The sequence below is a fragment of the Streptomyces sp. NPDC087420 genome, assembly GCF_044744165.1.
Taxonomy (GTDB): Bacteria; Actinomycetota; Actinomycetes; order Streptomycetales; family Streptomycetaceae; genus Streptomyces.
In genome coordinates, this window is the sequence record NZ_JBIUXU010000007.1 from 330,842 (window position 1) to 354,173 (window position 23,332).

The 23,332-nt window shown below is 71.3% G+C and carries 18 protein-coding genes and 1 pseudogene; 5 read left to right on the forward strand and 14 right to left on the reverse strand.

Annotation, left to right across the window (positions count from 1 at the left end; genetic code table 11):
- Nucleotides 1-77: 77 nt before the first annotated feature.
- The 5 genes from ACIO1C_RS16780 to ACIO1C_RS16800 form a co-directional block, all read right to left on the reverse strand.
- Nucleotides 78-1,313, reverse strand: a complete 1,236-nt coding sequence (locus ACIO1C_RS16780) for an arginine deiminase (protein WP_401863828.1) — start codon at nucleotides 1,311-1,313, stop codon at nucleotides 78-80.
- Between the two features lie 165 nt (nucleotides 1,314-1,478).
- Nucleotides 1,479-4,043 carry a polynucleotide kinase-phosphatase gene (locus ACIO1C_RS16785; protein ID WP_401863831.1) on the reverse strand — a complete coding sequence of 855 codons (2,565 nt, stop codon included), beginning with the start codon at nucleotides 4,041-4,043 and terminating at the stop codon, nucleotides 1,479-1,481.
- A complete protein-coding gene (locus ACIO1C_RS16790; RefSeq protein ID WP_401863834.1) occupies nucleotides 4,040-5,629 on the reverse strand; it encodes a 3' terminal RNA ribose 2'-O-methyltransferase Hen1 in 1,590 nt (529 codons plus the stop codon). The genes ACIO1C_RS16785 and ACIO1C_RS16790 overlap by 4 nt, the downstream gene beginning before the upstream one ends.
- 42 nt (nucleotides 5,630-5,671) lie before the next feature.
- Nucleotides 5,672-6,583: a homocysteine S-methyltransferase gene (mmuM, locus tag ACIO1C_RS16795; RefSeq protein WP_401863837.1), complete on the reverse strand. Its 912-nt coding sequence runs from the start codon at nucleotides 6,581-6,583 to the stop codon at nucleotides 5,672-5,674.
- A 10-nt stretch (nucleotides 6,584-6,593) separates the two neighbouring features.
- Nucleotides 6,594-7,517, reverse strand: a complete 924-nt coding sequence (locus ACIO1C_RS16800; RefSeq protein ID WP_401863840.1) for an LLM class F420-dependent oxidoreductase — start codon at nucleotides 7,515-7,517, stop codon at nucleotides 6,594-6,596.
- A 187-nt stretch (nucleotides 7,518-7,704) separates the two neighbouring features.
- Between ACIO1C_RS16800 and ACIO1C_RS16805 the strand changes: the two genes are divergently transcribed.
- Nucleotides 7,705-9,324 (forward strand): helix-turn-helix domain-containing protein, encoded by a 1,620-nt coding sequence (locus tag ACIO1C_RS16805; RefSeq protein WP_401863843.1) that lies wholly within the window; start codon nucleotides 7,705-7,707, stop codon nucleotides 9,322-9,324.
- Between the two features lie 140 nt (nucleotides 9,325-9,464).
- On the opposite strand, the gene ACIO1C_RS16810 is transcribed toward ACIO1C_RS16805, so the two are convergent.
- From ACIO1C_RS16810 to ACIO1C_RS16830, 5 genes and pseudogenes are all read right to left on the reverse strand, one after another.
- Complete coding sequence (locus tag ACIO1C_RS16810; protein WP_401864152.1) at nucleotides 9,465-10,112, reverse strand: DUF6099 family protein; 648 nt, start codon at nucleotides 10,110-10,112, stop codon at nucleotides 9,465-9,467.
- Between the two features lie 125 nt (nucleotides 10,113-10,237).
- A pseudogene (locus tag ACIO1C_RS16815) lies at nucleotides 10,238-10,607 on the reverse strand (nucleotide pyrophosphohydrolase).
- Between the two features lie 10 nt (nucleotides 10,608-10,617).
- Nucleotides 10,618-10,839 (reverse strand): hypothetical protein, encoded by a 222-nt coding sequence (locus ACIO1C_RS16820; RefSeq protein WP_401863846.1) that lies wholly within the window; start codon nucleotides 10,837-10,839, stop codon nucleotides 10,618-10,620.
- Between the two features lie 171 nt (nucleotides 10,840-11,010).
- Nucleotides 11,011-11,406 (reverse strand): cell division protein SepF, encoded by a 396-nt coding sequence (locus ACIO1C_RS16825; protein ID WP_401863848.1) that lies wholly within the window; start codon nucleotides 11,404-11,406, stop codon nucleotides 11,011-11,013.
- A gap of 170 nt (nucleotides 11,407-11,576) precedes the next feature.
- Complete coding sequence (locus ACIO1C_RS16830) at nucleotides 11,577-13,766, reverse strand: glycogen debranching N-terminal domain-containing protein (RefSeq protein WP_401863850.1); 2,190 nt, start codon at nucleotides 13,764-13,766, stop codon at nucleotides 11,577-11,579.
- Nucleotides 13,767-13,891: 125 nt separating this feature from the next.
- On the opposite strand from ACIO1C_RS16830, the gene ACIO1C_RS16835 reads away from it, so the two are divergent.
- The 4 genes from ACIO1C_RS16835 to ACIO1C_RS16850 all read left to right on the forward strand — a co-directional run bounded on the left by ACIO1C_RS16835 (nucleotide 13,892) and on the right by ACIO1C_RS16850 (nucleotide 18,390).
- Entirely contained in the window at nucleotides 13,892-14,947 is a 1,056-nt protein-coding gene (locus tag ACIO1C_RS16835; protein ID WP_401863853.1) for a LacI family DNA-binding transcriptional regulator, read from the forward strand.
- 154 nt (nucleotides 14,948-15,101) lie between these two features.
- The gene (locus ACIO1C_RS16840; RefSeq protein WP_401863855.1) at nucleotides 15,102-16,346 is read left to right on the forward strand and encodes an extracellular solute-binding protein; all 1,245 of its coding nucleotides are present in this window, start codon (nucleotides 15,102-15,104) and stop codon (nucleotides 16,344-16,346) included.
- Between the two features lie 5 nt (nucleotides 16,347-16,351).
- Nucleotides 16,352-17,416 carry a carbohydrate ABC transporter permease gene (locus ACIO1C_RS16845; RefSeq protein ID WP_401863858.1) on the forward strand — a complete coding sequence of 355 codons (1,065 nt, stop codon included), beginning with the start codon at nucleotides 16,352-16,354 and terminating at the stop codon, nucleotides 17,414-17,416.
- The gene (locus ACIO1C_RS16850) at nucleotides 17,413-18,390 is read left to right on the forward strand and encodes a carbohydrate ABC transporter permease (protein ID WP_401863861.1); all 978 of its coding nucleotides are present in this window, start codon (nucleotides 17,413-17,415) and stop codon (nucleotides 18,388-18,390) included. Before ACIO1C_RS16845 ends, ACIO1C_RS16850 begins: the two co-directional genes overlap by 4 nt.
- A 129-nt stretch (nucleotides 18,391-18,519) precedes the next feature.
- On the opposite strand, the gene ACIO1C_RS16855 is transcribed toward ACIO1C_RS16850, so the two are convergent.
- The 4 genes from ACIO1C_RS16855 to ACIO1C_RS16870 form a co-directional block, all read right to left on the reverse strand.
- Complete coding sequence (locus ACIO1C_RS16855; RefSeq protein ID WP_401863864.1) at nucleotides 18,520-18,774, reverse strand: hypothetical protein; 255 nt, start codon at nucleotides 18,772-18,774, stop codon at nucleotides 18,520-18,522.
- Nucleotides 18,775-18,886: 112 nt separating this feature from the next.
- A complete protein-coding gene (locus ACIO1C_RS16860) occupies nucleotides 18,887-20,020 on the reverse strand; it encodes a glycoside hydrolase family 19 protein (protein ID WP_401863867.1) in 1,134 nt (377 codons plus the stop codon).
- Nucleotides 20,021-20,211: 191 nt separating this feature from the next.
- Nucleotides 20,212-22,320, reverse strand: a complete 2,109-nt coding sequence (mrdA, locus tag ACIO1C_RS16865) for a penicillin-binding protein 2 (RefSeq protein ID WP_401863870.1) — start codon at nucleotides 22,318-22,320, stop codon at nucleotides 20,212-20,214.
- A gap of 196 nt (nucleotides 22,321-22,516) precedes the next feature.
- Complete coding sequence (locus ACIO1C_RS16870) at nucleotides 22,517-23,155, reverse strand: hypothetical protein (protein ID WP_401863873.1); 639 nt, start codon at nucleotides 23,153-23,155, stop codon at nucleotides 22,517-22,519.
- Between the last annotated feature and the right edge of the window lie 177 nt (nucleotides 23,156-23,332).

Genomic DNA, 23,332 nt, shown 5'->3' on the forward strand with positions numbered 1-23,332 from the left:
ATTGCTATTCAGCAGCGTGCTTGACGACGGTCCCGGACCCACCGGGCGGCCTCGGTGAACGGCGTCGGTGAACGGCGTCAGTGAACGGCGTCGCGCTGGATCGGGCAGCTCATGCAGCGGGGCCCGCCCCGCCCCCGCCCCAGCTCGCTGCCGCGGATCTCGATCACCTCGATGCCCTCCCGGCGCAGATGGCTGTTGGTGGTGACGTTGCGCTCGTAGGCCACCACCACGCCCGGCTCGACGGCGAGCACGTTGCACCCGTCGTCCCACTGCTCGCGCGCCGCCGCGTGCACGTCCTGGACCGCGGTCAGCACCCGGATCCGGTCCAGCCCCAGCGCCGCCGCGATCGCCCGGTGCATGTGCTCCGGCGGGTGGTCGGTGACCTTGAGTTCGTTGCCGCCGCTGCCCGGTTCGATGGTGTACGAGCGCAGCATGCCGAGGCCCGCGTACTGGGTGAAGGTGTCGGCGTCGACCATCGTCATCACCGTGTCGAGGTGCATGAAGGCCCGGTGCTTGGGCATGTCGAGCGCCACGATCGTGGTGGCGGACCCGGCCGCGAACAGGCCGCGGGCCAGCATCTCCACGGCCTGCGGGGTGGTGCGCTCGCTCATCCCGATCAGGACGGCCCCGTGCCCGAGGACCAGGACGTCACCGCCCTCGATGGTGGACGGGTAGTCGTCCTGCCCCTCCGACCAGTGGTGGAAGGCGCCGGCCGCGGGGTCCGTGAAGAGCGGATGGTGTTTGTAGATCGCCTCAAAGTGCACGGTCTCGCGCTGCCGGGCGGGCCAGCGCATGGCGTTGATGGAGACGCCGTCGTAGATCCAGGCCGAGGTGTCCCGGGTGAACAGGTGGTTGGGCAGCGGGTCGAGGAGGAAGTCGTCCGGCTCCATCACATGGAACCGGACCGACGTCGGCTCCGCGTGCCGCTCCAGGAACTCCCGCTTGGTCATCCCGCCGACCAGCGCCTCCACCAGCTCCGTCGTCGGCAGGCCGTCGAAGACCGCCCTGAGGTGGTCGGTGGCGAGCGGACCGTACTCCTTCTCGTCGAAGACCCGGTCCAGGACGAGCCGCCGGGCGGGCGGCAGCTCCAGTGACTCCCGCAGCAGGTCCCCGAAGAGGTGCACCTCCACCCCGCGCTCGCGCAGCACCGCCGCGAAACCGTCGTGCTCCTCCTGGGCCCTGCGGACCCACAGGACGTCGTCGAAGAGCAGCGCGTCCTTGTTGCCCGGGGTCAGGCGCTTCAGCTCCAGATCGGGGCGGTGCAGTATGACGCGGCGCAGCCGCCCGGTTTCGGAGTCGACGTGGAATCCCATGTCCCCATCCTCACCGCACGACGCGCCGTTCACGCGAAGAACGCACCACCGTCCGCCGAATCGCGGGCCATGTCACAGCGTCGGTCGTGTCACCCCGGCCATGTCACAGCCTCGGTCGTGTCACCCCGGCCATGTCACAGCGTCGGTCGTGTCACCCCGGCCGTGTCACAGCCGCGGGTCCACCGGTTCCGACTCCAGCGCCAGCACCGCGAAGACCGCCTCGTGGACGCGCCACAGCGGCTCCCCCTCGGCGAGCCGGTCCAGGGCCTCCAGGCCGAGGGCGTACTCCCGCAGCGCCAGCGACCGCTTGTGGCCGAGGAACCGGTTCCGCAGCCGGGCCAGGTTCTCCGGCCGGGTGTACTCGGGGCCGTAGATGATCCGCAGGTACTCCCGGCCGCGCACCTTGATGCCCGGCTGGACGAGCCGTCCCTTGTCGTCCCTGGCGAGCGCCTGGAGCGGCTTCACGACCATGCCCTCGCCGCCGCGTTCGGTCATCTCCAGCCACCAGTCGGTGCCCGAGCGGACCGATTCCTCGTCGCCCGTGTCGACGACCAGCCGCCGGGTGACCTGGAGCAGGCCCGTCGGGTCGTGCTCCACCAGCCGGTCCAGCCAGGCGAGCTGCTGGTCGTGCGGGACGGCCGCGAGGCTGCGCCCCTGGACCGCGAGCAGCTGGAACGGGGCGATCCTGGCGCCGTCCAGGCCGTCCGTGGTCCAGCAGTAGCGGCGGTACGCCTCCGTGAACGCGGCCGCGTCGACGGCCCGTTCGCGCTGGGCCGCCAGCAGTCCCGCCGCGTCGACGCCCCGGGCCACGGCCGCCTCCAGCGCCTGGGTGACGGCGGGGAAGGCGGCGCCCGCCGCGGCGCCGACCGCCGCGTACTGGGTACGGAGCAGCCCCGTGGCCTTGAGCGACCACGGCATCAGCTCGGCGTCCAGCAGCAGCCAGTCCGTGTCGAGTTCCTGCCAGAGCCCGGCGGCGGTGACGGCGGTACGCAGCCCCTCCAGGACCTCCTCGGTGACCGCGGGGTCGTCGAAGAAGGGCCGTCCGGTACGGGTGTGGAGCGCGCCGGTCGGTCCGCGCACGCCGAAGCGCTCCTCGGCGGCGGCCGCGTCACGGCAGACCAGGGCGACCGCGCGGGAGCCCATGTGCTTCTCCTCGCACACGACGCGGGTGACACCGTCGGAGCGGTACTGCGCGAAGGCCTCGGCCGGGTGTTCCAGATACCTCTCCTCGTTCGACGTCGCGGTGGGCGACATCGTGGGCGGGAGGTAGCCGAGCAGGCGGGGGTCGACGGCGAAGCGGCTCATGACCTCCAGGGCCGCCGCCGCGTTCTCCTCCCTTACCGCGAGCCGCCCGCTGAGGCGGGTCTCCACGATCCGCTTGCCCCGCACGTCGGCGAGGTCGAGCGGCCGGCCCTCCCGGCCGCCCGGCGCCTCGGTGACCAGCGGCCTGGCCGGTTCGTACCAGACCCGCTCGGCCGGTACGTCGACCAGTTCGCGCTCGGGCCAGCGCAGCGCGGTCATCTTCCCGCCGAAGACCGCGCCGGTGTCCAGGCAGATGGTGTTGTTGATCCACGAGGTGTTCGGCACGGGGGTGTGGCCGTAGACGACGGCCGCGCGGCCCCGGTAGTCCTCGGCCCAGGGGTAGCGCACGGGCAGGCCGAACTCGTCGGTCTCGCCGGTGGTGTCGCCGTACAGCGCGTGCGAGCGCACCCGGCCCGAGGTGCGGCCGTGGTACTTCTCGGGCAGTCCCGCGTGGCAGACGACCAGCTTGCCGCCGTCCAGGACGTAGTGGCTGACCAGGCCGTCGATGAACTGCCGCACCTCGGCGCGGAACGTGTCGTCCTCCCGCTCCAGCTGCTCGATCGTCTCGGCGAGTCCGTGGGTGTGCTGGACGTTGCGTCCCTTGAGCCAGCGGCCGAGTTTGTTCTCGTGGTTGCCGGGCACGCAGAGCGCGTCGCCGGACGCGACCATGCCCATCACCCGGCGCAGCACGCCGGGGCTGTCGGGGCCGCGGTCGACGAGGTCGCCGACGAAGACGGCCGTACGCCCCTCGGGGTGGTGTCCTTCCACGTAACCGAGGGTGCCGAGCAGGGTGTCCAGCTCGGAGCGGCAGCCGTGTATGTCACCGATGATGTCGAAGGGTCCTGTGAGGTGCCTGAGGTCGTTGTAGCGGCGTTCGAGGACCACCTCGGCGTCCGCCACCTCCTGCTCGCCGCGCAGGTGGTGGACCTTGCGGAAGCCCTCGCGTTCAAGGCCGCGCAGCGAGCGGCGCAGTTCGTTCCGGTGCCGCTTGATCACGTGACGGGGCATGCCGGCGCGGTCGGGGCGGCCTGCGTTGCGCGCGGCGCAGACCTCTTCGGGCAGGTCGAGGACGATCGCGAGCGGCAGCACGTCGTGGTCCCTGGCGATCCGTACCAGCTGGCGGCGGCTCTCCTGCTGGACGTTGGTGGCGTCCACGACGGTGAGCCGGCCGGCCGCGAGCCGCTTGCCGACGATGTAGTGCAGCACGTCGAAGGCGTCGCCGCTGGCGCTCTGGTCGTTCTCGTCGTCGGCGACCAGGCCGCGGCAGAAGTCCGAGGAGATGACCTCGGTGGGCTTGAAGTGGCGGGCGGCGAAGGTGGACTTGCCGGAGCCGGTGGCGCCGATCAGGACGACGAGGGAGAGGTCGGTCACCGGGAGGGTCCGCCCGGCGGTGGTGGCGGGGCTGTGGTCGGTCGTGGTGCCGCTCATGCGGTCTTTCCCTTCTCGGTGGCGGTGCTGTCCGGAGTTCCGGCGAGCGTGAAGACGGCCATCTGCGTGGGCGGTCCCACCTCCGGGTCGTCGGGGCCGACGGGGACGTACGCGACCGTGTAGCCGTGCCGCCCCGCCACCTCTCCCGCCCAGTCGCGGAACTCGGCGCGCGTCCACTCGAAGCGGTGGTCGCTGTGGCGTACGTGCCCGGCGGGCAGGGTCTCCCAGCGCACGTGGTACTCGACGTTGGGCGTGGTCACGACGACCGTCGACGGCCGGGCCGAGCCGAACACCGCGTACTCCAGGGCCGGCAGCCGGGGCAGGTCGAGGTGTTCCACGACCTCCGCGAGCACCGCGGCGTCGTACCCCTTGAGCCGCTTGTCCGTGTACGTCAGGGAGCCCTGCGTCAGGGTGACGCGGGCCGCCTGCCGCTCGCCGAGCCGGTCCAGCTTGAGCCGGCGCGCGGCGATGGTCAGGGCGCGTACGGACACGTCGACACCCATGACGTGCGTGAACCGCACGTCCTTGAGCAGCGCCTGGACCAGCTGGCCCTGGCCGCAGCCGAGGTCGAGCACGGTGCTCGCGCCCGCGTCGCGCAGGGCGCCGAGGATCGCCTCGCGCCGCTGGTCGGCGAGCGACGGCTCCTTCTGCGGAGGTGCGGTTTCGGGTGCGGGCTCGGACGCGGGCTCGGACGCCGGTGCGGTGTCCGGCAGTACGGTGCCGGGCGCGCCGTCCTCCCGTACCTCCCCGGCCTCCCACTCCTCGTCCGGGGTCTCCAGGACAGCGTTGTCGATGGCTTCGACGTCGATGTCGTCGGCCTCGGCCAGCCTGACCAGCTCCAGGCGCTCCATGGCCCGCCGGGTCAGTCCCCAGCGGCGGGAGAGGTAGCGGCTGGTGATCAGCTTCTGTTCCGGGTGCTCGGCCAGCCAGCCCTCACCGGCCCGCAGCAGTTTGTCCACCTCGTCGGGCGCGACCCAGTAGTGCTTGGCGTCGTCGAGCACCGGCAGCAGGACGTACAGCTGGCGCAGCGCGTCGGCGAGCCGCATCTCGCCCTCCAGGACGAGCTGGACGTAACGCGACTCGCCCCACTGCGGAAACGTCACGTCCAGCGCGACGGGACGCGCCTCGACGGACGTCCAGCCGAGCGGCCCGAAGAGCCGGCGGACCAGCTCGGCGCCGCCGCGCGCCGGCACGGCGGGCACCTCGATGCGCAGCGGCAGCGGACTCGCGGCCCGCTCGGGCAGGGCACGGCAGTCGCCGCGCAGGGCGCTCTTGAACACCGTGCTCAGCGCGACCGCGAGCAGGGAGGAGGCCGCGTACGGGCGGTCGTTGACGTACTGCGCGAGCGCCGCGTCGGGCGCGCCACCGCGGCTCTTGCCCTTGCCCCGCCGCACCAGGGCCACCGCGTCGACCTCCAGCAGCAGCGCGGCGGTGCACCGCTCCGCGGTCGCCTCGGGGTAGAGCACATGGGCGGTGCCGTGCGCGGTGGAGAACGTCTGCGCCTTCTCGGGGTGTTTGTGCAACAGAAAGCCGAGGTCGGTCGCGGGACGTTCCTGGGTGCCGGTCGTACTGATCGTCAAGAACACCCGGTTGAGTATTGCCTGATCGCGGGGGCACGACGAGAGGTTTTACGGGACGGGCCCCCCGGGTCGGAGGCGGGCGATCGCCTCGGGGCCGACGCGGCAGCAGCCGCCGACCAGACACGCGCCCGCCGAGCGCCAGGCGCTCACCCGGGACGGGTCGAAGGTGGCGTCGCCGCGCCAGGCCCGTGCCGTCGCGTCCCAGCGCTCGCCGCTGTTGGGGTAGACCACCACCGGTTTGTCCGTCACCTTCGCGGCGATCTCGATCGCGCGGTCCACGGCGGCGGGCTCGCAGCAGTTGATGCCCACGGCGACCACCTGGTCGTTGCCGGCCGCCAGGGCGAACGCCTCGGCGAGCGGCTGGCCGGCCCGGGTGCGCTCGCCGTCGGCCCCGACGGAGTACGAGAGCCAGACCGGCACCCCGCAGCCCTCGGCCGCCGCCAGCAGGGCCCGCGCCTCGTCCTCGTCCGGCACGGTCTCCAGCGCGAGCACGTCGGGCGCCGCCGCGGCGAGCGTCTCGATCCGTGGCCGGTGGAAGCGCTCCAGCTCCGCCACCGACAGGCCGTACCGCCCCCGGTACTCGCTGCCGTCCGCGAGCATCGCTCCGTACGGGCCGACCGAGGCGGCGACCCACACCTCGCGCTCCACCGCCCCGCCCGCCTCGCGGGCCAGATCCACGCTGCGGGCCAGCAGCCTCGCCGCCGCGGCGCGGGCGATCCCGCGCCGCGCGAACCCTTCGTACGTCGCCTGGTAGCTGGAGGTGATGAGCACCTGTGCGCCCGCCCGTACGTATGCCGCGTGGGCCGCCTCGATCTGCCGCGGTCCTTCTACCAGGAGCCGCGCCGACCAGAGGGCGTCGGACAGGTCGCAGCCCTGGGCCCGGAGCTGGTTGGAGAGTCCTCCGTCGAGGACGAGCGTCTCCTCGGCGAGTGCGGCGGCGAGCGGACGGGTGGGCCGCACGGTGACTCCCTCAGCTCAGCTGGGACTGGACCTGCGCGGAGATCAGCTCCAGGTGGTCGAGATCGTCCAGGTCCATGACCTGGAGGTACATCCGCGAGGAGCCGACGGCCGCGTACTGTCCGATCTTGTCGACCACCTCGGCGGGCGAACCCGCGAGCCCGTTCGCCTTCAGCTCGTCGACCTCGCGTCCGATGGCGGCGGCCCGGCGGGCCACCTCCGCGTCGTCCTTGCCGACGCAGACGATCAGCACGTTCGAGTACACCAGGTCGTCCGGACCCCGTCCCGCCTCGGTCAGGGCGGTCCGCACGCGGCCGAACTGCGTGGCCGTGTCCTCCAGTGTCGCGAAGGGGATGTTGAACTCGTCGGCATACCGCGCGGCCAGGCGCGGGGTGCGCTTCGCGCCGTGCCCGCCGATGAGCACCGGGAGCTTGGCCTGGGCGGGCTTGGGCAGCGCGGGCGAGCCGGTCAGCTGGTAATACGTGCCGTCGTAGGAGAACGTCTTGCCGGCCTCCGTCTCCCACAGCCCGGTCACGATCGCCAGCTGCTCCTCGAAGCGGGCGAACTTCTCCTGGGGGAAGGGAATGCCGTACGCCTGGTGCTCCTCCTCGTACCAGCCCGCGCCCAGGCCCAGCTCGATCCGGCCGCCGGACATCTGGTCCACCTGCGCGACCTGGATGGCCAGCACGCCGGGCAGCCGGAACGTCCCGGCCGTCATCAGCGTGCCGAGCCGGATCCGCTTGGTCTCGCGGGCCAGCCCCGCCAGGGTGATCCAGGCGTCGGTGGGCCCCGGAAGCCCGTCCGCCGAACCCATGGGCAAATAGTGGTCGGACCGGAAAAATGCGTCGAACCCGAGGTCCTCGGTGGCCTTGGCCACGCTCAGCAATGTCTCGTAACTCGCCCCTTGCTGGGGCTCGGTGAAGATGCGAAGATCCATGCCTTCATCTTCGCAGGGCCGCCGGGCGGCCCCGCGCCCTCCCCGAACACGCTGGTCCGGGCCCCGTCCGTGGCGACTGTCCCCGCCCCGTGTGGGGCAGAAGTCCCCGGGGCGGGGACAATCGGTGTCCTGCCGTGGCGGGTTTCCCGGACCCGGCACGCTGACCGGCGAGGCGGAGGGGTACGGCGTGGGTGTGCGAGCGGCACGGTCCCCGGATTCCCTGCGCGCGGCCGACATCCTGACCATGCACCGGCTGGCCCGCAAGGGGGACGGCGTGCAGCCGCTGCTGCGCTGGCTGGCCCGCAGGACGGGGTGCTGGGCCGGGCTGGTGGACGCCGCCGGCGCCGTACAGGCGGCGTCTTCCGCGGAGCGCGACTCCGAGACGATCACGCTCATCACCGACGGGCTCCGGGAGATGCGTGAGCGGGGGCTGCGTACCTTCCTCGCGGGGTCGTCCCCGGCCCGCTCGGGGGCGCTGCTCGCCGTCGACCTCCCCGGGGACCGGGCCGGGTCCGAGCCGTCCGGGCTCGTCCTCGCCGTGGTCGGCCCCGACCCCCTCCGGACGGCCGCCCCGGCCGACGCGGGGCCGCTGCTCGGGGTCTCCTGGTGGGCCAAGGAGACCGAGCGGACCCGGCGGCGCGTGGAGGTCGCCGACGCGCGCGGACGGGAGGCCGTGCTGCATCTGCTGATGTCCGGGAACCTCACCACGGCGCACCAGATCGCGGGAGTCCTCGCACCGCGCCTCTACGACCCGGCCCGCTTCCATGTGATCGAGTGCGGCGTCGACCGGCGGGCCGAGACGATCCGGATCTGCGCCGAACTCACCGGCGGCCGGGCCTGGATCGTCCGGTGTCCTGTCTACTCCGACCACGTGCTGGTGGTCGCGTCGACCACCCCCGTCCCCGCCGGCGCCCGCCCGCTGGAGGCCGCCCTCACGGCCGAGATCGAGGGCTGTGTGGTGGGGACCGGCGACGCGCTGGCCCTGCGCGACACGGCCGTCGGCTACCAACAGGCCTTCCACGCGCTGGCGGTGGCGCGTGGCCGCCCCGAGCGCTGGGCCCGGTTCGACACCGCGCTCGGGCTGCCCGTCGTGGTGGGACGGCCGGGCCGCGCCTGGGCCGACCACCTGCTGGCGCCGCTGACCGGGTACGTCCCCGCCCGGAGCGCCGACCCCGACAGCGCCACGCTGACCGACACGGTCCGGTCGTGGCTCGCCTTCTCGGCGGCCGCGACCGAGCACTTGAAGATCCACCGCAACACCCTGGCCTCGCGTCTGCGCCGCGTCGAGTCGCTGCTCGGCCTGGACCTGAGGCTCGTGGGCGACCAGGCGAGACTCGACCTGGCCCTGCGGATCGGTGCGCTGCCGCGCACGACGGAGCACGGGCCGACGGACCGTGGGTGGGAGGACTACGGGCCGACGCCGACGGACGCGGTGGACGCCGTCGACGCGGTGGACGCCGTCGAGGCGGTGAACGCGGTGGGGCCGGTGCCGTCGGCTCCGGTCCAGGACCACTTCGAGGCGCTGCTGCGCCTGCCCGCCGTACGGGAGTGGGCGCTGACGCAGCTGCGTCCCGTACGGACGGACGCGCCCGCGCTGGAGACGACGTTGCGCGCCTGGCTGCGCAACGACACCCGGCTGAGTGCCACGGCGCGGGCCCTCGGTGTCTCGGTGACGGGCACACGGAAGCGGCTGACGCGGCTCGAACAGGTCCTGCGCCGGTCGCTGTTGCGGGTCCCGAACGCGCGTCATGACCTGTGGCTGGCCGCCACGGCCCTGGACGGCGGACGGCCGGACAGGAACTTCTGACACCGCCGGGCGGTCCGGCTGTGCAATCCGACTCTCCCCGGTCCGCCGTACGGAACCTAGAGTCGGCCTCGTGTTCACGCCCTGAACGGGGGGTGGGGCGTGAACACCATTACCTACCTCATTGCATGGCTCTGCCCGCCTCAACGGCCCCGCCCCCGGCCGTGGTCGCGCCGACGCTCCCGCTCGCGCTCCGCCTCCTGCTGTCTCTGGCGCTCCCGCGTCTCCTTCCTCGCCCGATCCTGTTCCTGGGCGACGAGCCGGCGCAGCAGCCCGGCCACCCGGTCGCTCGCCTCGTCCGCCGCGTCGATCGCCTCGATGCACTGCCAGTACAGCCCCTCCTCGTCCGTCGCACACGCCACCGCGACCAGGGCGATGCCCACCTCGCCCAGTAACTCGGCCAGCCCGGTCAGCGCGCCCCGGGCGTCCGGCACCGAGGACAGCTGTCTCGCCCTGCTCCCGTCCCCGAACCGCACCTCCGCGCCGAACATCTCCATGCCCGAGCCGCCGGCAGCCGGGCCGTTGAAACCTGGCCCGCCGGCACCTGGGCCGTCAAAGCCCGGCCGGCCGCCGCCCGCCTCCCGGGCGTCCGGTAAGCCACAGCCGCGTCCGCCGGTCTCGCCCAGCTCACGCGCCTCTCCCCGCAGCTCCGGCGGCCCGCTCAGCGCCAGCCGGTTGCCGATCGCCTGGGCCAGCGCCTGGGCCTGCCAGGCCTCCGCGATGACGTCCCACGCCTCCCCGCTGCCGGCCAGGGCATGCCGGGTCACGCCGATGAGCCGTTCCGCATCCATCCGCAGCCCCCGTTCGTACGACAATCCTGCCCACTCACTCCACTACCCAGAGTGAGTGAACGGCGACGGAAAGGCCAGAGGAATGCGGAAATCTGTGGACAGCCAGCTGATTGTGGAAATCTCACTCACTCCGAAGAGTGACGATCACGGGGAATCGGGGTCCTTCACGGCGGACGAGCGCGGGAAGCGGACCTCATTCCGTTCAATCTTCGCGGCGAGCGCCTCCAGCACGTCGACCCCCAACGTGTCGCAGAACTGGAGCAGATACGCGAGCACGTCCGCGACCTCGTCCGCGACGCGGTGGGCCGACTCCGGGTCCTCCATCACCCGCGCCGACTGCTCGGGGGTCAACCACTGGAAGATCTCTTGCAGTTCGGCCGCCTCGACGCTGAGCGCCGCGACCAGGTTCTTGGGCGTGTGGTACTGCCCCCAGTCCCGGGCCGCCGCGAACTCGACCAACCTGCGCTGTAGTCCCGCCACATCCAGTTCTGTCACGGACCAAGATCTACCACCCTCGCCCCGGCCGCCGCACGCGGGACCGAGGCGTCGGCGGAGGGCGGCTTCCGCCGGTTTCGGTGAGGTGGTGTTGCAGTTCGAGGTGACGGAACTGGTAGACGGCTCCCGCCTGGCGGAGCAGCGAGCGGTGGCGGTGGGCGTCGGCCAGGAACCCGGAGAGGTGGAAGGGGAGTCGGTGGCGGACGGCGAGGTAGGCGCGGGTGACGTCCACGCCGGCTCCCGGTCCCCGCCGGCCTGCCGGCCCCCCTGATCGCCATACCGTCGTTTCCTACCGGCCGTCCTTGTCAACGACGTCCGGCAGCGGTGGACTTCACTCGAATGAGGGCCGGTTTCCGACAGGTCGGCACGGCCACCGGCGGAAGAAGCGTACTCGGCCGGGCGGCTACGGTCCCGGGACGGCCGCCGCCGCGATCCCCTCGACCTCCGTGCCGATCGGGGCCAGCAGGAAGACGTTCTTGTCGACGCGGTGCATCCCGCTGCCGAGGCCGAAGACCACCCCGCTGCTGAAGTCCAGGATGCGCTTGGCCACGTCGAGTTCAGCGCCCGTCAGGTCCAACAGGACCGGGATCTGGGCGATCAGGTGGTCGGCGACCTCGCGCGCGTCCGCGAAGACCCGCACCCTCAGGACGACGAACCGGCGGTGTTCGACGCGGGGTTCGGGCTGCACGGCGCGGTGGTCGACCCGCGAGGGCCACTCGTTGCGGCTGCGCAGCGGGACGACCTGCGCCAGGCCCTCCCACTGTTCGTCGGTGACGTCATATCTGTCGTACCTGCTCACCGGACCACCCCGCTCGCGCGTCGCGTCTGCATCCGGACATCCTCCCGCTCCTCACCCGTTCGGCCCATCAGCGACACGGCTCTGTCGGTGATCGGCTCCACGGGTCCCCCGGAACGGCCGGACTCCCGGCCGTCGAGAGCGGAGTGCCCCGCACCGCGCCCCGGAAACCCTCAACGCGGGGTGACCTGCTCCCGCTTCACCTCCAGCCCCGCCGGCGCCTCGACGCGCGCGGTGCCGTCGGCGCCGACCGTGATGTCCAGCCTGCCGCCCGCGACCTCGAAGCCCTCGACGCCGAGCGGGCGGTACGCCTCCGCGAAGGCCGGCGCGACCGTGACCGTACCGCCCGGGACGTCGGCGGAGAGACCCAGCACCGACTGGAGCACGAGGACGGACGAGGCGGCGGCCCAGGCCTGCGGCCGGCAGGACGCCGGATAGGGCGCGGGGACCGCGTCGGTGGCCGTGCCGTGCCCGGCGAAGAGCTCGGGAAGACGCGCGTCAAAACCGGCGGAGGCGGTCAGCAGACCCGCCGCGAGCGGCGCGGCCGCGTCCGGGAATCCGGCCCTGACCAGCCCGTGCACGGCGATCGCGGTGTCGTGGGGCCAGATCGAACCGATGTGGTAGCCGTACGGGTTGAAACCTACGGAGTCGCTGCTCAAGGTCCGCAGACCGTGGCCCGAGTCGAGGTCCGGCGCGCTGATCCGCGCGGCGAGCAGCGCGCTCTCCTCGTGGTCGAGCAGACCCGTGCCGAGTAGGTGTCCGAAGCCCGAAGTGACCGAGTCCACCGGCCGCTTGTCACGGTCGAGGGCCACCGCGGGGTACGGCCCCCGCGCGTCCTCGGTCCAGAAGCGCTCACGGAAATTGACGCGCAGCCGCTCGGCCCACTCCTCCCAGCGGTCCGCGCCGGGACGGCCGAAGGCACGCAGCAGGTCGGCGCCTCCGCGGGCCGCCTCGTACGCGTACGCCTGGACCTCGCACAGCGCGATCGGGGAGTCGGCGAGGCGGCCGTCGCGGTGCCGGATCGAGTCGCCGGAGTCCTTCCAGCCCTGATTGGCCAGTCCGCGTCCGGTCAGGTCGATGTATTCGAGGAGGCCGTCGCCGTCGGCGTCGCCGTACTCGCTCATCCACCTGAGGGCGGACTCCGCGTGCGGCAGCAGCTGTTCGACCTGATCGGGGGCGAGACCCCAGCGCCAGGCGTCGTGCAGCAGCGTGATCCACAGGGGCGTGGCATCGACCGTGCCGTAGTAGCAGGGAGGCAGGACGAAGGTGTCGTCGAACCGCTGGGCGGCGCGGCGTACTTCGTGCAGGATCTTGCCGGGCTGCTCCTCGGTGTCGGGGTCGGTCGCACCGCCCTGGCGCCGCGCGAGGGTGCGCAGCGTACCGGCCGCGAGGTCCGTCCCGAGCGGCAGCAGCATGCGGGCGGCCCACAGCGAGTCGCGTCCGAAGAGCGTGAGGAACCACGGGGCTCCGGCGGCCAGGAACTGGTCGGCCGGGTCCGCGGGATCGGTGAGGCGCAGCCGGTCCAGGTCGGCGGTGGACTGGTCGAGCCAGTGGTCGAACCGCCGGTCCGCGCTGCGCAGCCGGGGTGTGCGCCAGGGCAGGCTGCCGGCGGGGGGCGCGGGGAACTGGTCGCCCTCCTCGTGGGCCGCCTCGCACCGCAGGACGGCGCTCCAGGTCTCGCCGGGCGCCAGCGCGATGTCGTACGCGAGCCGTCCGGACGCCGGGTCGGCGGTCGTGGCGGCGGGCGTGCTGCCGAGCCGTACGGAGAACGCCTCCTGGGACCAGGCGAGTCCGTCCCCGGTGGCGGTGGCGGGCACGGCCGCGGGGCGGTGCCCGGTCTTGACGCGCTCCATCGGCGCGAGGTCGGTGGCGGCGGTGACGACGAGCCGGACGCGGACGTCCTGCCGTCCCGCGTTGGTGACGTCCAGGGTCTCCGCCAACTGTCCCGGCGTGACGTGACGGCGGCGGCGCAGGGTGACGGCGGGGTCGGGGGTGTGCTGGCCAAGACCGCGCAGCACGGCCCGGAAGGACGCCCGTTCGGCGCCGTCGAGGCCGCCGCGTACCGGTGCGAGCACGACGCCTTCCGCCTCGACGGTCAGCCGGGACAGGGCCCGGGTGTCGCCGTGGTAGAAGCCGTCGGCACCAGCGCTTTCACCGGCGGAGGCATCCCCGTCGGCACCCGCTCCGGGAAGGCCGCCGATCTGTCCGTCGGCCCGCGAGATCGCGAAGCTCGGCGCGTACAGCGTCACGCAGGAGTCGTGCAGGAACGGCTGGAGGCCGGGCGGCCCCTGGGGACTTCCGTCCGGCGGGCCGCCCCCCTCGACCGGCTTCGTTATGTCGTGGGTCTTGACAGTGATGTCCAAAACAGCAGAACCTCTCAGGCATTGGAGCGTTCCAAAGAGCCTAACGACGACCTCAGCTCCCTGACAACACCATTGGAACGCTCCAATAACTTCACCCACTCGCCCAGTCGGTTCCGGAGAGACACATGGTCCGCACCCCCAACACCCCTTCGCCCAAGGCCGGTCCGGTGACCCTGGCCATGGTCGCGCGCCGGGCCGGGGTCTCCCCTCAAACCGTCTCGAATGCCCTCAACTCCCCCGATCTGCTGCGCCCCGAGACCTTGGAGCGGGTGCGCAGGACCATCGACGAGATGGGCTACCGTCCGCACCGGGCGGCACAGACCCTCCGTACCCGCTCCAGCAAGCTCATCGGGTACGGAATCCGGCCCACCGCGCCGGGCGCGTCCGCCCCGGTCATGGACCGCTTCCTGCACGCCCTGTCCCAGACGGCCGACGCGGCCGGTTACCGGATCCTGCTGTTCGCCTCACCCCCGCCCGAGGGTCCTGACGCCCTCGACGGGTACGAGGAACTGCTCGATCTGCACCATGTGGACGGGTTTGTGCTCAGCGGCACCGACCGGGGCGACCAGCGCCAGGCCTGGCTCCAGAAGCGCGATGTTCCGTTTGTCGGCTTCGGCCGGATGTGGGCCGGGCGCCAGATCGGCGACTGGGTCGATGTCGACGGCGCCTCGGGCACGGACGCCGCCGTCGAGCACCTGGTGGCGCGCGGGCACCGGAAGATCGCGTTCCTGGGCTGGCCGCGCGGCTCCGGGGTCGGTGACGACCGTGCGGAGGGCTGGCAGCGCGCCATGCGCCGGCACGGTCTTCCGATACGGAGCCGGCGCGCGTACAGCGTCGACGACATCACGTCGGCGCAGGCCGCCGCCGTACCCCTGCTCGAAGCGGGCGCCACGGCGGTGATCGCGGCGAGCGACATGCTGGCGCTCGGCTGCTACCACGCCCTGCGGGAGCGCGGGGCCGTAGCGGGAGCGGACGTCGCCGTCGTCGGCTTCGACGACTCCCCCACGGCCGCGCTCCTCTCCCCGGGCCTGTCCACCGTCGCCCAGCCGCTGGAAGCCGTCGGCCGCGAATGTGTACGGCTGCTGCTGGCCCGGATGGGAGAGCCAGGCCGGGCGCCCGAGCGTGTCCTGCTCGAACCGTCGCTGGTCGTACGGCACAGCACGCCGGCGTTAGGCGACTGAGCAGCCGCCACGCCGGGCCGCCACCACAGGGCCACGGGCCCCCGGCACCCCTGCTCACCCACGCCCTCCGGGCCCCTCGAACGCCACCCCCCTCTCCTACAGCGCGCCTTCAGGGCAGCTGAGCCGCACGTTTCATCCCCCTATGGAGGAATTCATGGTCCGCCACACGGCCTTCGCCGCCCTCGCCACCTGCGCGGCGCTGCTGACCGCGACCGGCTGCTCGTCCGGTTTCGACAGCGGCAAGGAGCCCGCACAGGAGAAGTCCGAGCAGCAGAAGCTGACCGTCCTGATCGCCACCTCGGGGGACGCCGAGACCCAGGCCGTCAAGACCGCCGCCGCCGCGTACGCGAAGAAGTCCGGCAACTCCGTGACCGTCGAGGTCGCCAAGGACATGAACCAGCAGCTGGCCCAGTCCTTCGCCGGGAACAAGCCGCCGGACGTCTTCTACGTCAACTCCGACCAGTTCGCCAACTACGCCAAGGGCGGCTCGCTCTACCCGTACGGCGACCAGATCTCCGACGCGGCCGACTTCTCGGAGCAGCTGCGCTCCTCGTTCTCGTACGACAACAAGCTGATGTGTCTGCCCAAGGACACCTCCACCCTCGGCCTGGCGATCAACTCCGACCTGTGGAAGAAGGCCGGGCTGACCGAGAAGGACTACCCGACCACCTGGGAGCAGCTGAAGACCGTCGCGGACAAGCTCACGGGCAACGGCGTCACCGGCCTGGTGACCAGCGACGAGTACCAGCGGCTCGGCGTCTTCATGCGGCAGGCGGGCGGCTGGGTCACCGACGCGGGCCAGACGAAGATGACGGCCGACACGGCCGAGAACGCCGAGGGGCTGACCTTCGTACAGGACCTCCTCAAGTCCGGTTCGATGAAGTTCGCCAAGGCGGTCGACACCAGCTGGGGCGGTGAGGCGCTCGGCAAGGGCAAGGCCGCGATGACCATCGAGGGCAACTGGCTCGACGGCGGCATGAAGCTCGACTACCCCGACGTCAACTACCAGATCCTGCCGCTGCCCGCAGGCCCCGCCGGGAAGGGCACCCTCGCCTTCAGCACCTGCTGGGGCGTCGCCGCCGACAGCGCGCACCACGAGGCGAGTGTCGACCTGGTCAAGTCGCTCACCTCGGCCGAACAGCAGCTGGCGTTCGCCGACGCGTTCGGTGTGATGCCGAGCCGTACCAGCGCGCTCACGACCTTCGCCGAGCAGCAGCCCCAGGCCAAGGCATGGGTGGACGGCAGCGCGTACGCGCAGGGTCCGGTCACGATCGCGGGCTTCGACAAGGTGCTGAGCCAGTTCAACACCGAGCTCCAGTCGCTGCGCACGGCCGATCCCAAGAAGATCCTCGCCGACCTCCAGCGCAACGGCGAACAGGCCATAGCGAAGGGCAACTGAGCCCGATGTCCCTCCGCCCGACAAGCTCGCGGCGCGGCGGGCGCGACCGGGACGGCGCGTGGGGCTGGCTCTTCGTCAGCCCCATGGTGCTCGTCCTCGGCTCGTTCCTGGTGCTGCCGATCCTCATGGCGCTCTGGGTGAGCCTGCTGCACTGGGACGGGCAGTCCAACCCGTTCTCCGGCCAGGCCGACTTCGTGGGCCTGGACAACTACCGCACGCTCTTCACCCAGGACGGTCTCGACCGCACGCTCTTCGCGACCGCCCTGCGCAACAACGCGTACTACGTCCTCCTGACGGTGCCGTTGCAGACCGGACTGGCACTGGGCCTGGCCCTGATCGTCAACCAGCGGATGCTGCGCGGCCGCGGCCCGCTCCGTACGGTCTTCTTCTTCCCGTCCGTCACCAGCTCGATCGCCGTCGCCACGGTGTTCCTCTTCCTCTTCCAGGGAAGCGGGGCCGTCAACGCCCTGCTGTCGTGGATCGGGGTGAAGGGGCCGAACTGGTTCGCCGATCCGCGCGGGGTGCTCTCGCTGGTCCTCGGCGGGCTCGGCGTCATCGACCCCGAGCACCCCACCGGGCTGCTGGCCGAGCACTCCGTGATGGGACTGTCGTGGTTCGAATGGCTGTCGGGTCCTTCGATCGCGATGTGCACGATCATCCTGCTGGCCGTGTGGACGACGTCGGGCACCTTCATGCTGATCTTCCTCGCGGCGCTCCAGGACATCCCGCGTGAGCTGGAGGAGACGGCGGCCCTGGAAGGGGTCAACCGCCGCCAGCTGCTGCGGTACGTGACCCTGCCCGCGCTGCGTCCCGTGCTGTTCCTGGTGCTCACCCTCGGCCTGATCTCCACCTGGCAGGTCTTCGACCAGGTGTACGTGATGGGTCAGGGCGCACCGGGCAACACCACGCTCACGCCCGCGTTCCTGTCGTACTCCGCGGGCTTCGACAACGCCGACTTCGGCCAGGGCTCGGCGATCGCGTTTGTCCTGCTCGCCCTGATCCTCGTGCTGACCGGCTTCCAGCGCTGGGCGCTGCGGGAGCGCGGCGTACGCACCGGGAGGAAGCGATGAGTACCACGAGCGAAACCGTTGCCACGGCCGAGGCACCGCGCGAGACCGATCCCGAGGCGGCGGGCAAGGCGAGGCGAAAGGCCGTAAGGAAGGCGGCGCGTGAGCAGGGGCGGCCCGTGCTCGGGCGCTTCCCCGTGGCGCTGCGGGTGCTGGGATACGCGCTGGTGGTGGGGGTGGCGCTGCTCTATCTGCTGCCGTTCGTGCTCCAGTTGGTGACCGGCTTCAAGACCGATCCGGACGCCGCCGCGAATCCGCTCTCGCTGCTGCCCACCACTCCGACGACGGCCGCCTACCAGCGCCTGTTCGGGCTGAGCGAGGCCGCGGACGGGGTGCCGTTCCTGCGCTGGCTCGGCAACTCGGCGTTTGTGGCCGTGGTGGTGACCGGGGGCCGGGTGCTGTTCGACTCGATGGCGGGGTACGCGCTGGCGCGGCTGCGCTTCCGGGGCCGTTCGGTGCTGTTCACGTTTGTCCTCGCGGTGATGGCGGTGCCCGGAGTGGCGCTGCTCATCCCGAAGTTCCTGGTGCTGAACACGTTCGGGATCTTCGACACGTACACCGGCATGATCCTGCCGCTGGTGGTGGACGCGGCGGGCATCTTCATCATGAAGCAGTTCTTCGAGTCGGTGCCGCGTGAGGTCGAGGAGGCCGCGAAGGTCGACGGGGCGGGGGTGTTCCGGATCTTCTGGTCCGTCGTGCTGCCGATGGCCAGGCCGGCGCTGATCACCCTCACGATCCTGTCGTTCCAGGGGTCGTGGAACGAGTTCACGCACTTCCTGGTCGCCACGCAGTCCGGTCAGTACGAGACTCTCACCACGGGCCTGGCCCGGTTTGTCTCCGGAGGCCTGGGCGGGGGTACGCAGTACCCGCTCAAGCTGGCGGCCGCGTTGCTGTCCACCCTCCCGGTGGCCGCGCTGTTCTTCTGCTTCCAGCGCTACTTCGTCAGCGGGGCGAACGCGGGGGCCGTGAAGGAATGAGGGGCTGACGGCTGCCCTTCGCGGGTGCGCCGTCCGCGTGACAGGCCGGTCGGCGGGGGCCGACCGGCCTGTGCGGTGGTGGGGGGGGTGCTGGGTGCGGTGCCGGGTGCGGTGCTTGTACGGAACAGGTCAGCTGAGCAGGGCCTGACCGTTCTTGACCACGTCCGAGCCGCCCTTCACGACGCCCTTGACGGCGCCGACCTTCTTGCCGAGGAGCCCGTCCGCCACCGGCTTGGTCTTTTCGCCGACGGTGGCGGCGGTCTGCGCCGCGCTGCTCAGGGTGGTGCCGAAGTCGGCCGACTGCGCGGCCTGGGCGGCGGGGGCGACGGCGGCGAGGAGGGCGGAGCCCGCCGCGGCGGTGGTGAGGATTCGACGTACGTTCATGATCGATACAACGCGCGGGACGCCAGGAGGACACGCGGCTTCAACGCGGAGAGTGCGCGGCTCCCGGGGTTCCGGGGGCCGCGCACTCTCGGGTGACTTCAGGGGTGGAGCGTCAGCAGTACAGGTTGGCGCCCGGCGCGACACCCAGGATCTGGGTGAAGCGGTTGTAGGCGTCGACCCGGCTCTGGACCTGCGCCGGGTTCCTGCCGTCACACTCCAGCGAGCCGTTGATGCTGCGGATCGTCTGGCCGAAACCGGCGCCGTTGACCATCGCGTTGTGCGGGGTCATCGTGCCCGGGCCGCTCTGGGTGTTCCAGTACCAGAGGCCGGTCTTCCAGGCGACCGCGGAGTCGTTCTGGACGAGCCACGGGTTGTGGAGCAGGTCGATGCCCAGCGCGTCGCCCGCGGCCTTGTAGTTGAAGTTCCAGCTCAGCTGGATCGGGCCACGGCCGTAGTACGCGGCCTGGCCGGCGGGGCAGCCGTACGACTGGTTCGGGTCGCAGTAGTGGGGGTAGTTGGCCTGGTTGATCTCCACCACGTACACGAGACCGCCGGTCTCGTGGTTGACGTTGGCGAGGAAAGCCGCGGCCTCCTGGCGCTGGGTCGTGGTGCTGCCCGTCTTGGTGAAGCCCGGGTAGGCGCTCAGCGCGTTGGTCAGACCGCTGTAGGAGTAGAACGAGTTCCGGTTCGGGAACATCTGGTTGAACTGGGCTTCACTCACGACGAAGCCGCCGGTGGGCGGGGGCGTGGAGCCGCCGGAGGGCGTGTTCCACTTCTGGTTCGCCGCGCCGGTGCAGGTCCAGATCTGGATGCGCGCGCCGTTGGCGGAGGTGTTGCCCGTGACGTCGAGGCACTTGTTCGCCGTCGGGTTGACGATGTCCTTGGCGCCGGAGATCGCCCACTTCTGGTTCGTGCCGCCACCGCAGTCCCAGATCTGGAGCTTGGTGCCGTCGGCGGTGCCGCGCTCGACGAGGTCGAGACACTTGCCCAGGGCGCGCAGGGTCCCGTCGCCGGCGACGGTCCACTGCTGTGCCGCGCTGCCGTTGCAGTCGTAGAGCTGTACGGCGGTGCCGTTGGCGCTGCTCGCGGCCGCGACATCCAAACACTTGCCGGCGATGCCGGTGATGCTGCCGACCGGGTCGGCGGCCGACGCCGGCACGGTGAGAGTGACCGAGAAGAGAGCCGCCACGGCCAGCGCGACGGCGGTACGGGCAAGGGTGAGACCCCTGAGCGATTTTCTTATCATCTCGACTGGATGTATCCCTTCACGCCATTAAGTACGGTTCGGGGCCGAACCATCACTTGTAGAGAAGCCGTCATGGCGCAACGAGCCGCCACACGCGAAGCTTGCGACGGGAGTCAATCGGCATTGGTCTAGACTTGTCAAGGACTCAACAAACGAACACCTGTCCCCAACGCCCTTCCCACCTGCGTGTTTTACGGTTTGTACGGCTCCGTCTTGGGGGCGTCGATCGTGCCGTCGGGGCCGATCTTCGGCAGCGCGGTACGGGGCTTGGGCATCAGGGCCTTCTTGAGGTCCTGGTTGCCCTTCGCGTCCAGGCCGTACATCGCCTCGTAGATCTTGCGGACGGCGGGACCGGAGGCGCCGGATCCCGTACCACCCTGGGAGATCGTCATCACGATCGTGTAGTCCTTGGTGTACGAGGCGAACCACGACGTGGTCTGCTTCCCGTGGACCTCTGCGGTACCGGTCTTGGCGTGCATCGGGATCTTGTCCTGCGGCCAGCCGCCGAACCGCCACGCGGCCGAACCACGCGTCGCCACCCCCGCCAGCGCCTCGTCGATGTTGTCCCGGGTCGCCTTGTTCATCGGCAGCTTGCCGTGTGCCTTCGGGGCGATCTTCTCGACGCTCTTGCCGTCGGCGCTGACGATCGCCTTGCCGACGGTCGGGGTGTAGAGCGTCCCGCCGTTCGAGATCGCCGCGTAGATGGTGGCCATCTGGATCGGGGTGACGAGTGTGTCGCCCTGGCCGATCGAGTAGTTGACGGCGTCACCGGCGCGCATCTTGTTGCCTTCGAGGCAGCCTTCGTACGCGATCCGCTCCACGTACGTGCCGTTCTTCTTGCCCTGCTTGCACCAGGCGGACTTGTTGGCCTTCCAGAAGTCCTGCTTCCACTGCCGGTCCGGCACCCGGCCGGTGACCTCGTTGGGGAGGTCGACCCCGGTCTCCTTGCCCAGACCGAACTGGTGGGCCGTCTTGTAGAACCAGTCGGCGGGCTTCTTCTTGGGGTTGTTGCCGCCGTCCTTCTGCCACTCCTGGTGAGCCAGGCCGTAGTAGACGGTGTCGCACGAGACCTCGAGCGCCTTGCCGATGGTGATGTTCCCGTAGCCCTGGGACTCGAAGTTCTTGAAGACCTGGTTGCCGATCGAGTACGAACTGGGGCACGGATAGCTGCCGTTGAAGCTGTAACCCGCGTTGACGGCGGCCGTCGAGGAGACGACCTTGAAGATGGAGCCGGGCGCGGCCTGGCCCTGGATCGCCCGGTTCAGCAGCGGGAAGTTCGACTTCTTGCCGGTCAGCTTCGCGTAGTCCTTCGCCGAGATGCCCCCGACCCACGCGTTCGGGTCGTACGTCGGCTGGGACGCCATCGCCACCACCCGGCCGGTCTTCGCCTCCATCACCACCACCGCACCCGAATCCGCCTTGTAGTTCCTGCCGGTGACGGCGTCGAACTGCTTGCGGGCGGTCTTCATGGCGTTGTTGAGCTCGTACTCCGCGACGGCCTGCACCCGCGCGTCGATCGACGTGATGACGTTGTCCCCGGGCCGGGCCTTCTCGGCCTTCGCCTGCCCCAGGACGCGCCCCAGGTTGTCGACCTCGTACCGGGTCACGCCGGCCTTGCCGCGCAACTGCTCGTCGTACGTGCGCTCCAGGCCCGAGCGGCCCACCTGGTCCGAGCGCAGGTACGGCGAGCTGGTGTCCTGCGCCGCGGTGATCTCCTGGTCCGTGACGGGCGAGAGATACCCCAGCACCTGCGAGGTGTTGGCCTTGCCGGGGGCGGCGTAGCGCCGTACGGCGGTGGGCTCTGCGGTGATGCCGGGGAAGTCCTCGGCGCGTTCACGGATCTGGAGGGCCTGCTGCGTGGTGGCCTCGTCGGTCACCGGGATCGGCTGGTAGGGCGAACCGTTCCAGCACGGCTGCGGTGTTTTCGCGTCGCACAGCCTGACCTTGTCCACGACGTCCTGGGCCTTCAGACCCAGGACACCCGCGAGCCGAGTCAGTACGGCCTTGCCGTCGTCCGGCATCTTCATCAGGTCGGTGCGGCTGGCCGAGACGACCAGCCGGGTCTCGTTGTCGGCGAGCGGCACCCCGCGCGTGTCCAGGATCGAGCCCCGTACGGCCGGCTGGACCACCCGCTGGGTGTGGTTGTTCTTGGCCTCGTCCGTGTACTCCTGGCCGTTGCGCACCTGGAGGTACCAGAGCCGGCCGCCGAGCGTGAGCAGCAGGGAGAAGACGAGCAGTTGAATGACGACGAGACGGGTCTGGACCCGGGGAGTCCGTCCCGTCTCCGGTATGTTGCTCACTCACGTCTCCCAGATCATGCCCTGCTCGCGGCCCGGTTCGGTGGCCGGGCAGCCGACGGCATCAAGAATCCTATTACCCGCCCCGAACGCCGATCGCCCCGATGCCGTGACACCCGGACTCCGTTGCGGGGGTGGGTATTTGACGGGCCGTCACTTCGTTCCTGACGATCCGTCACTTCACTTCCCCCGCGGACGGTCAGGCTTCCTCGAAGTAAGCGTCCAGCACCTCGTCCAGCTCCGCCGACCACTCCTTGAGCGCGCTGCGGGCCGGCGCGTCGACGTCCACGTGGTACCGGCGGCGGGTGATCGTGTGGACGGTGACGGTGAACCGGCGTCCGAAGCGGGGAACCCCGACCTCGACCGCGCCGATCTCGTCCCAGCGGAAGTCCGCCGCCTCGTCGTCCAGGGTGAACCGGACGCCGTCACGGTCGGCGGTGATGGAGGCGCGGCGGTCGCTGACCTCGAAGGCGGGGCCGTCGGCGGCGTCCTCGGCGGTGTTGTCCTCGGCGCCCTTGACGGCAGCCTTGCCGGACGTCTTGCCGGGCTCGTCCTCGCCGGTCGGCGCGGCGTCGGACGCCGCCTCCGCCTCCGTACCCCCGGACGTGCCGTCCCCGGACCCGGACTCGGACCCGGACCCGGCGGTCAGCTCGCCCGATCGCCCGGCGGCGTCCTCGGCCGCCTGAGGGGCCGTCTCCTTCTGGGGCTTCTTCGCTTCGTGCTCCGGAGCACTCTCCTCGTCCTCAACAGGGCGGGGGACCATGAGCCCAGGGATAAATCCCGGATCAGTCCCCGCGGCGTGTACGGGCTGGCTGTTCGGATCGATGCGCTGGTCCACGGGCGCAGTATGGCGGACGAACCTGTGCGAGGGAACGCCGGGCCCCCGGGGCCTGGGGGGGGGGGGGGCCGGGGGGGGGGGGGGGGGGGGCGCCCCCGGGTGGCAGTCATAGTCCCCCGGGTTGGGGGGGCAGGGGGCGGGGGGGGGGGGCGGCGGGGGGGGCCGCCCCCGCGGCCC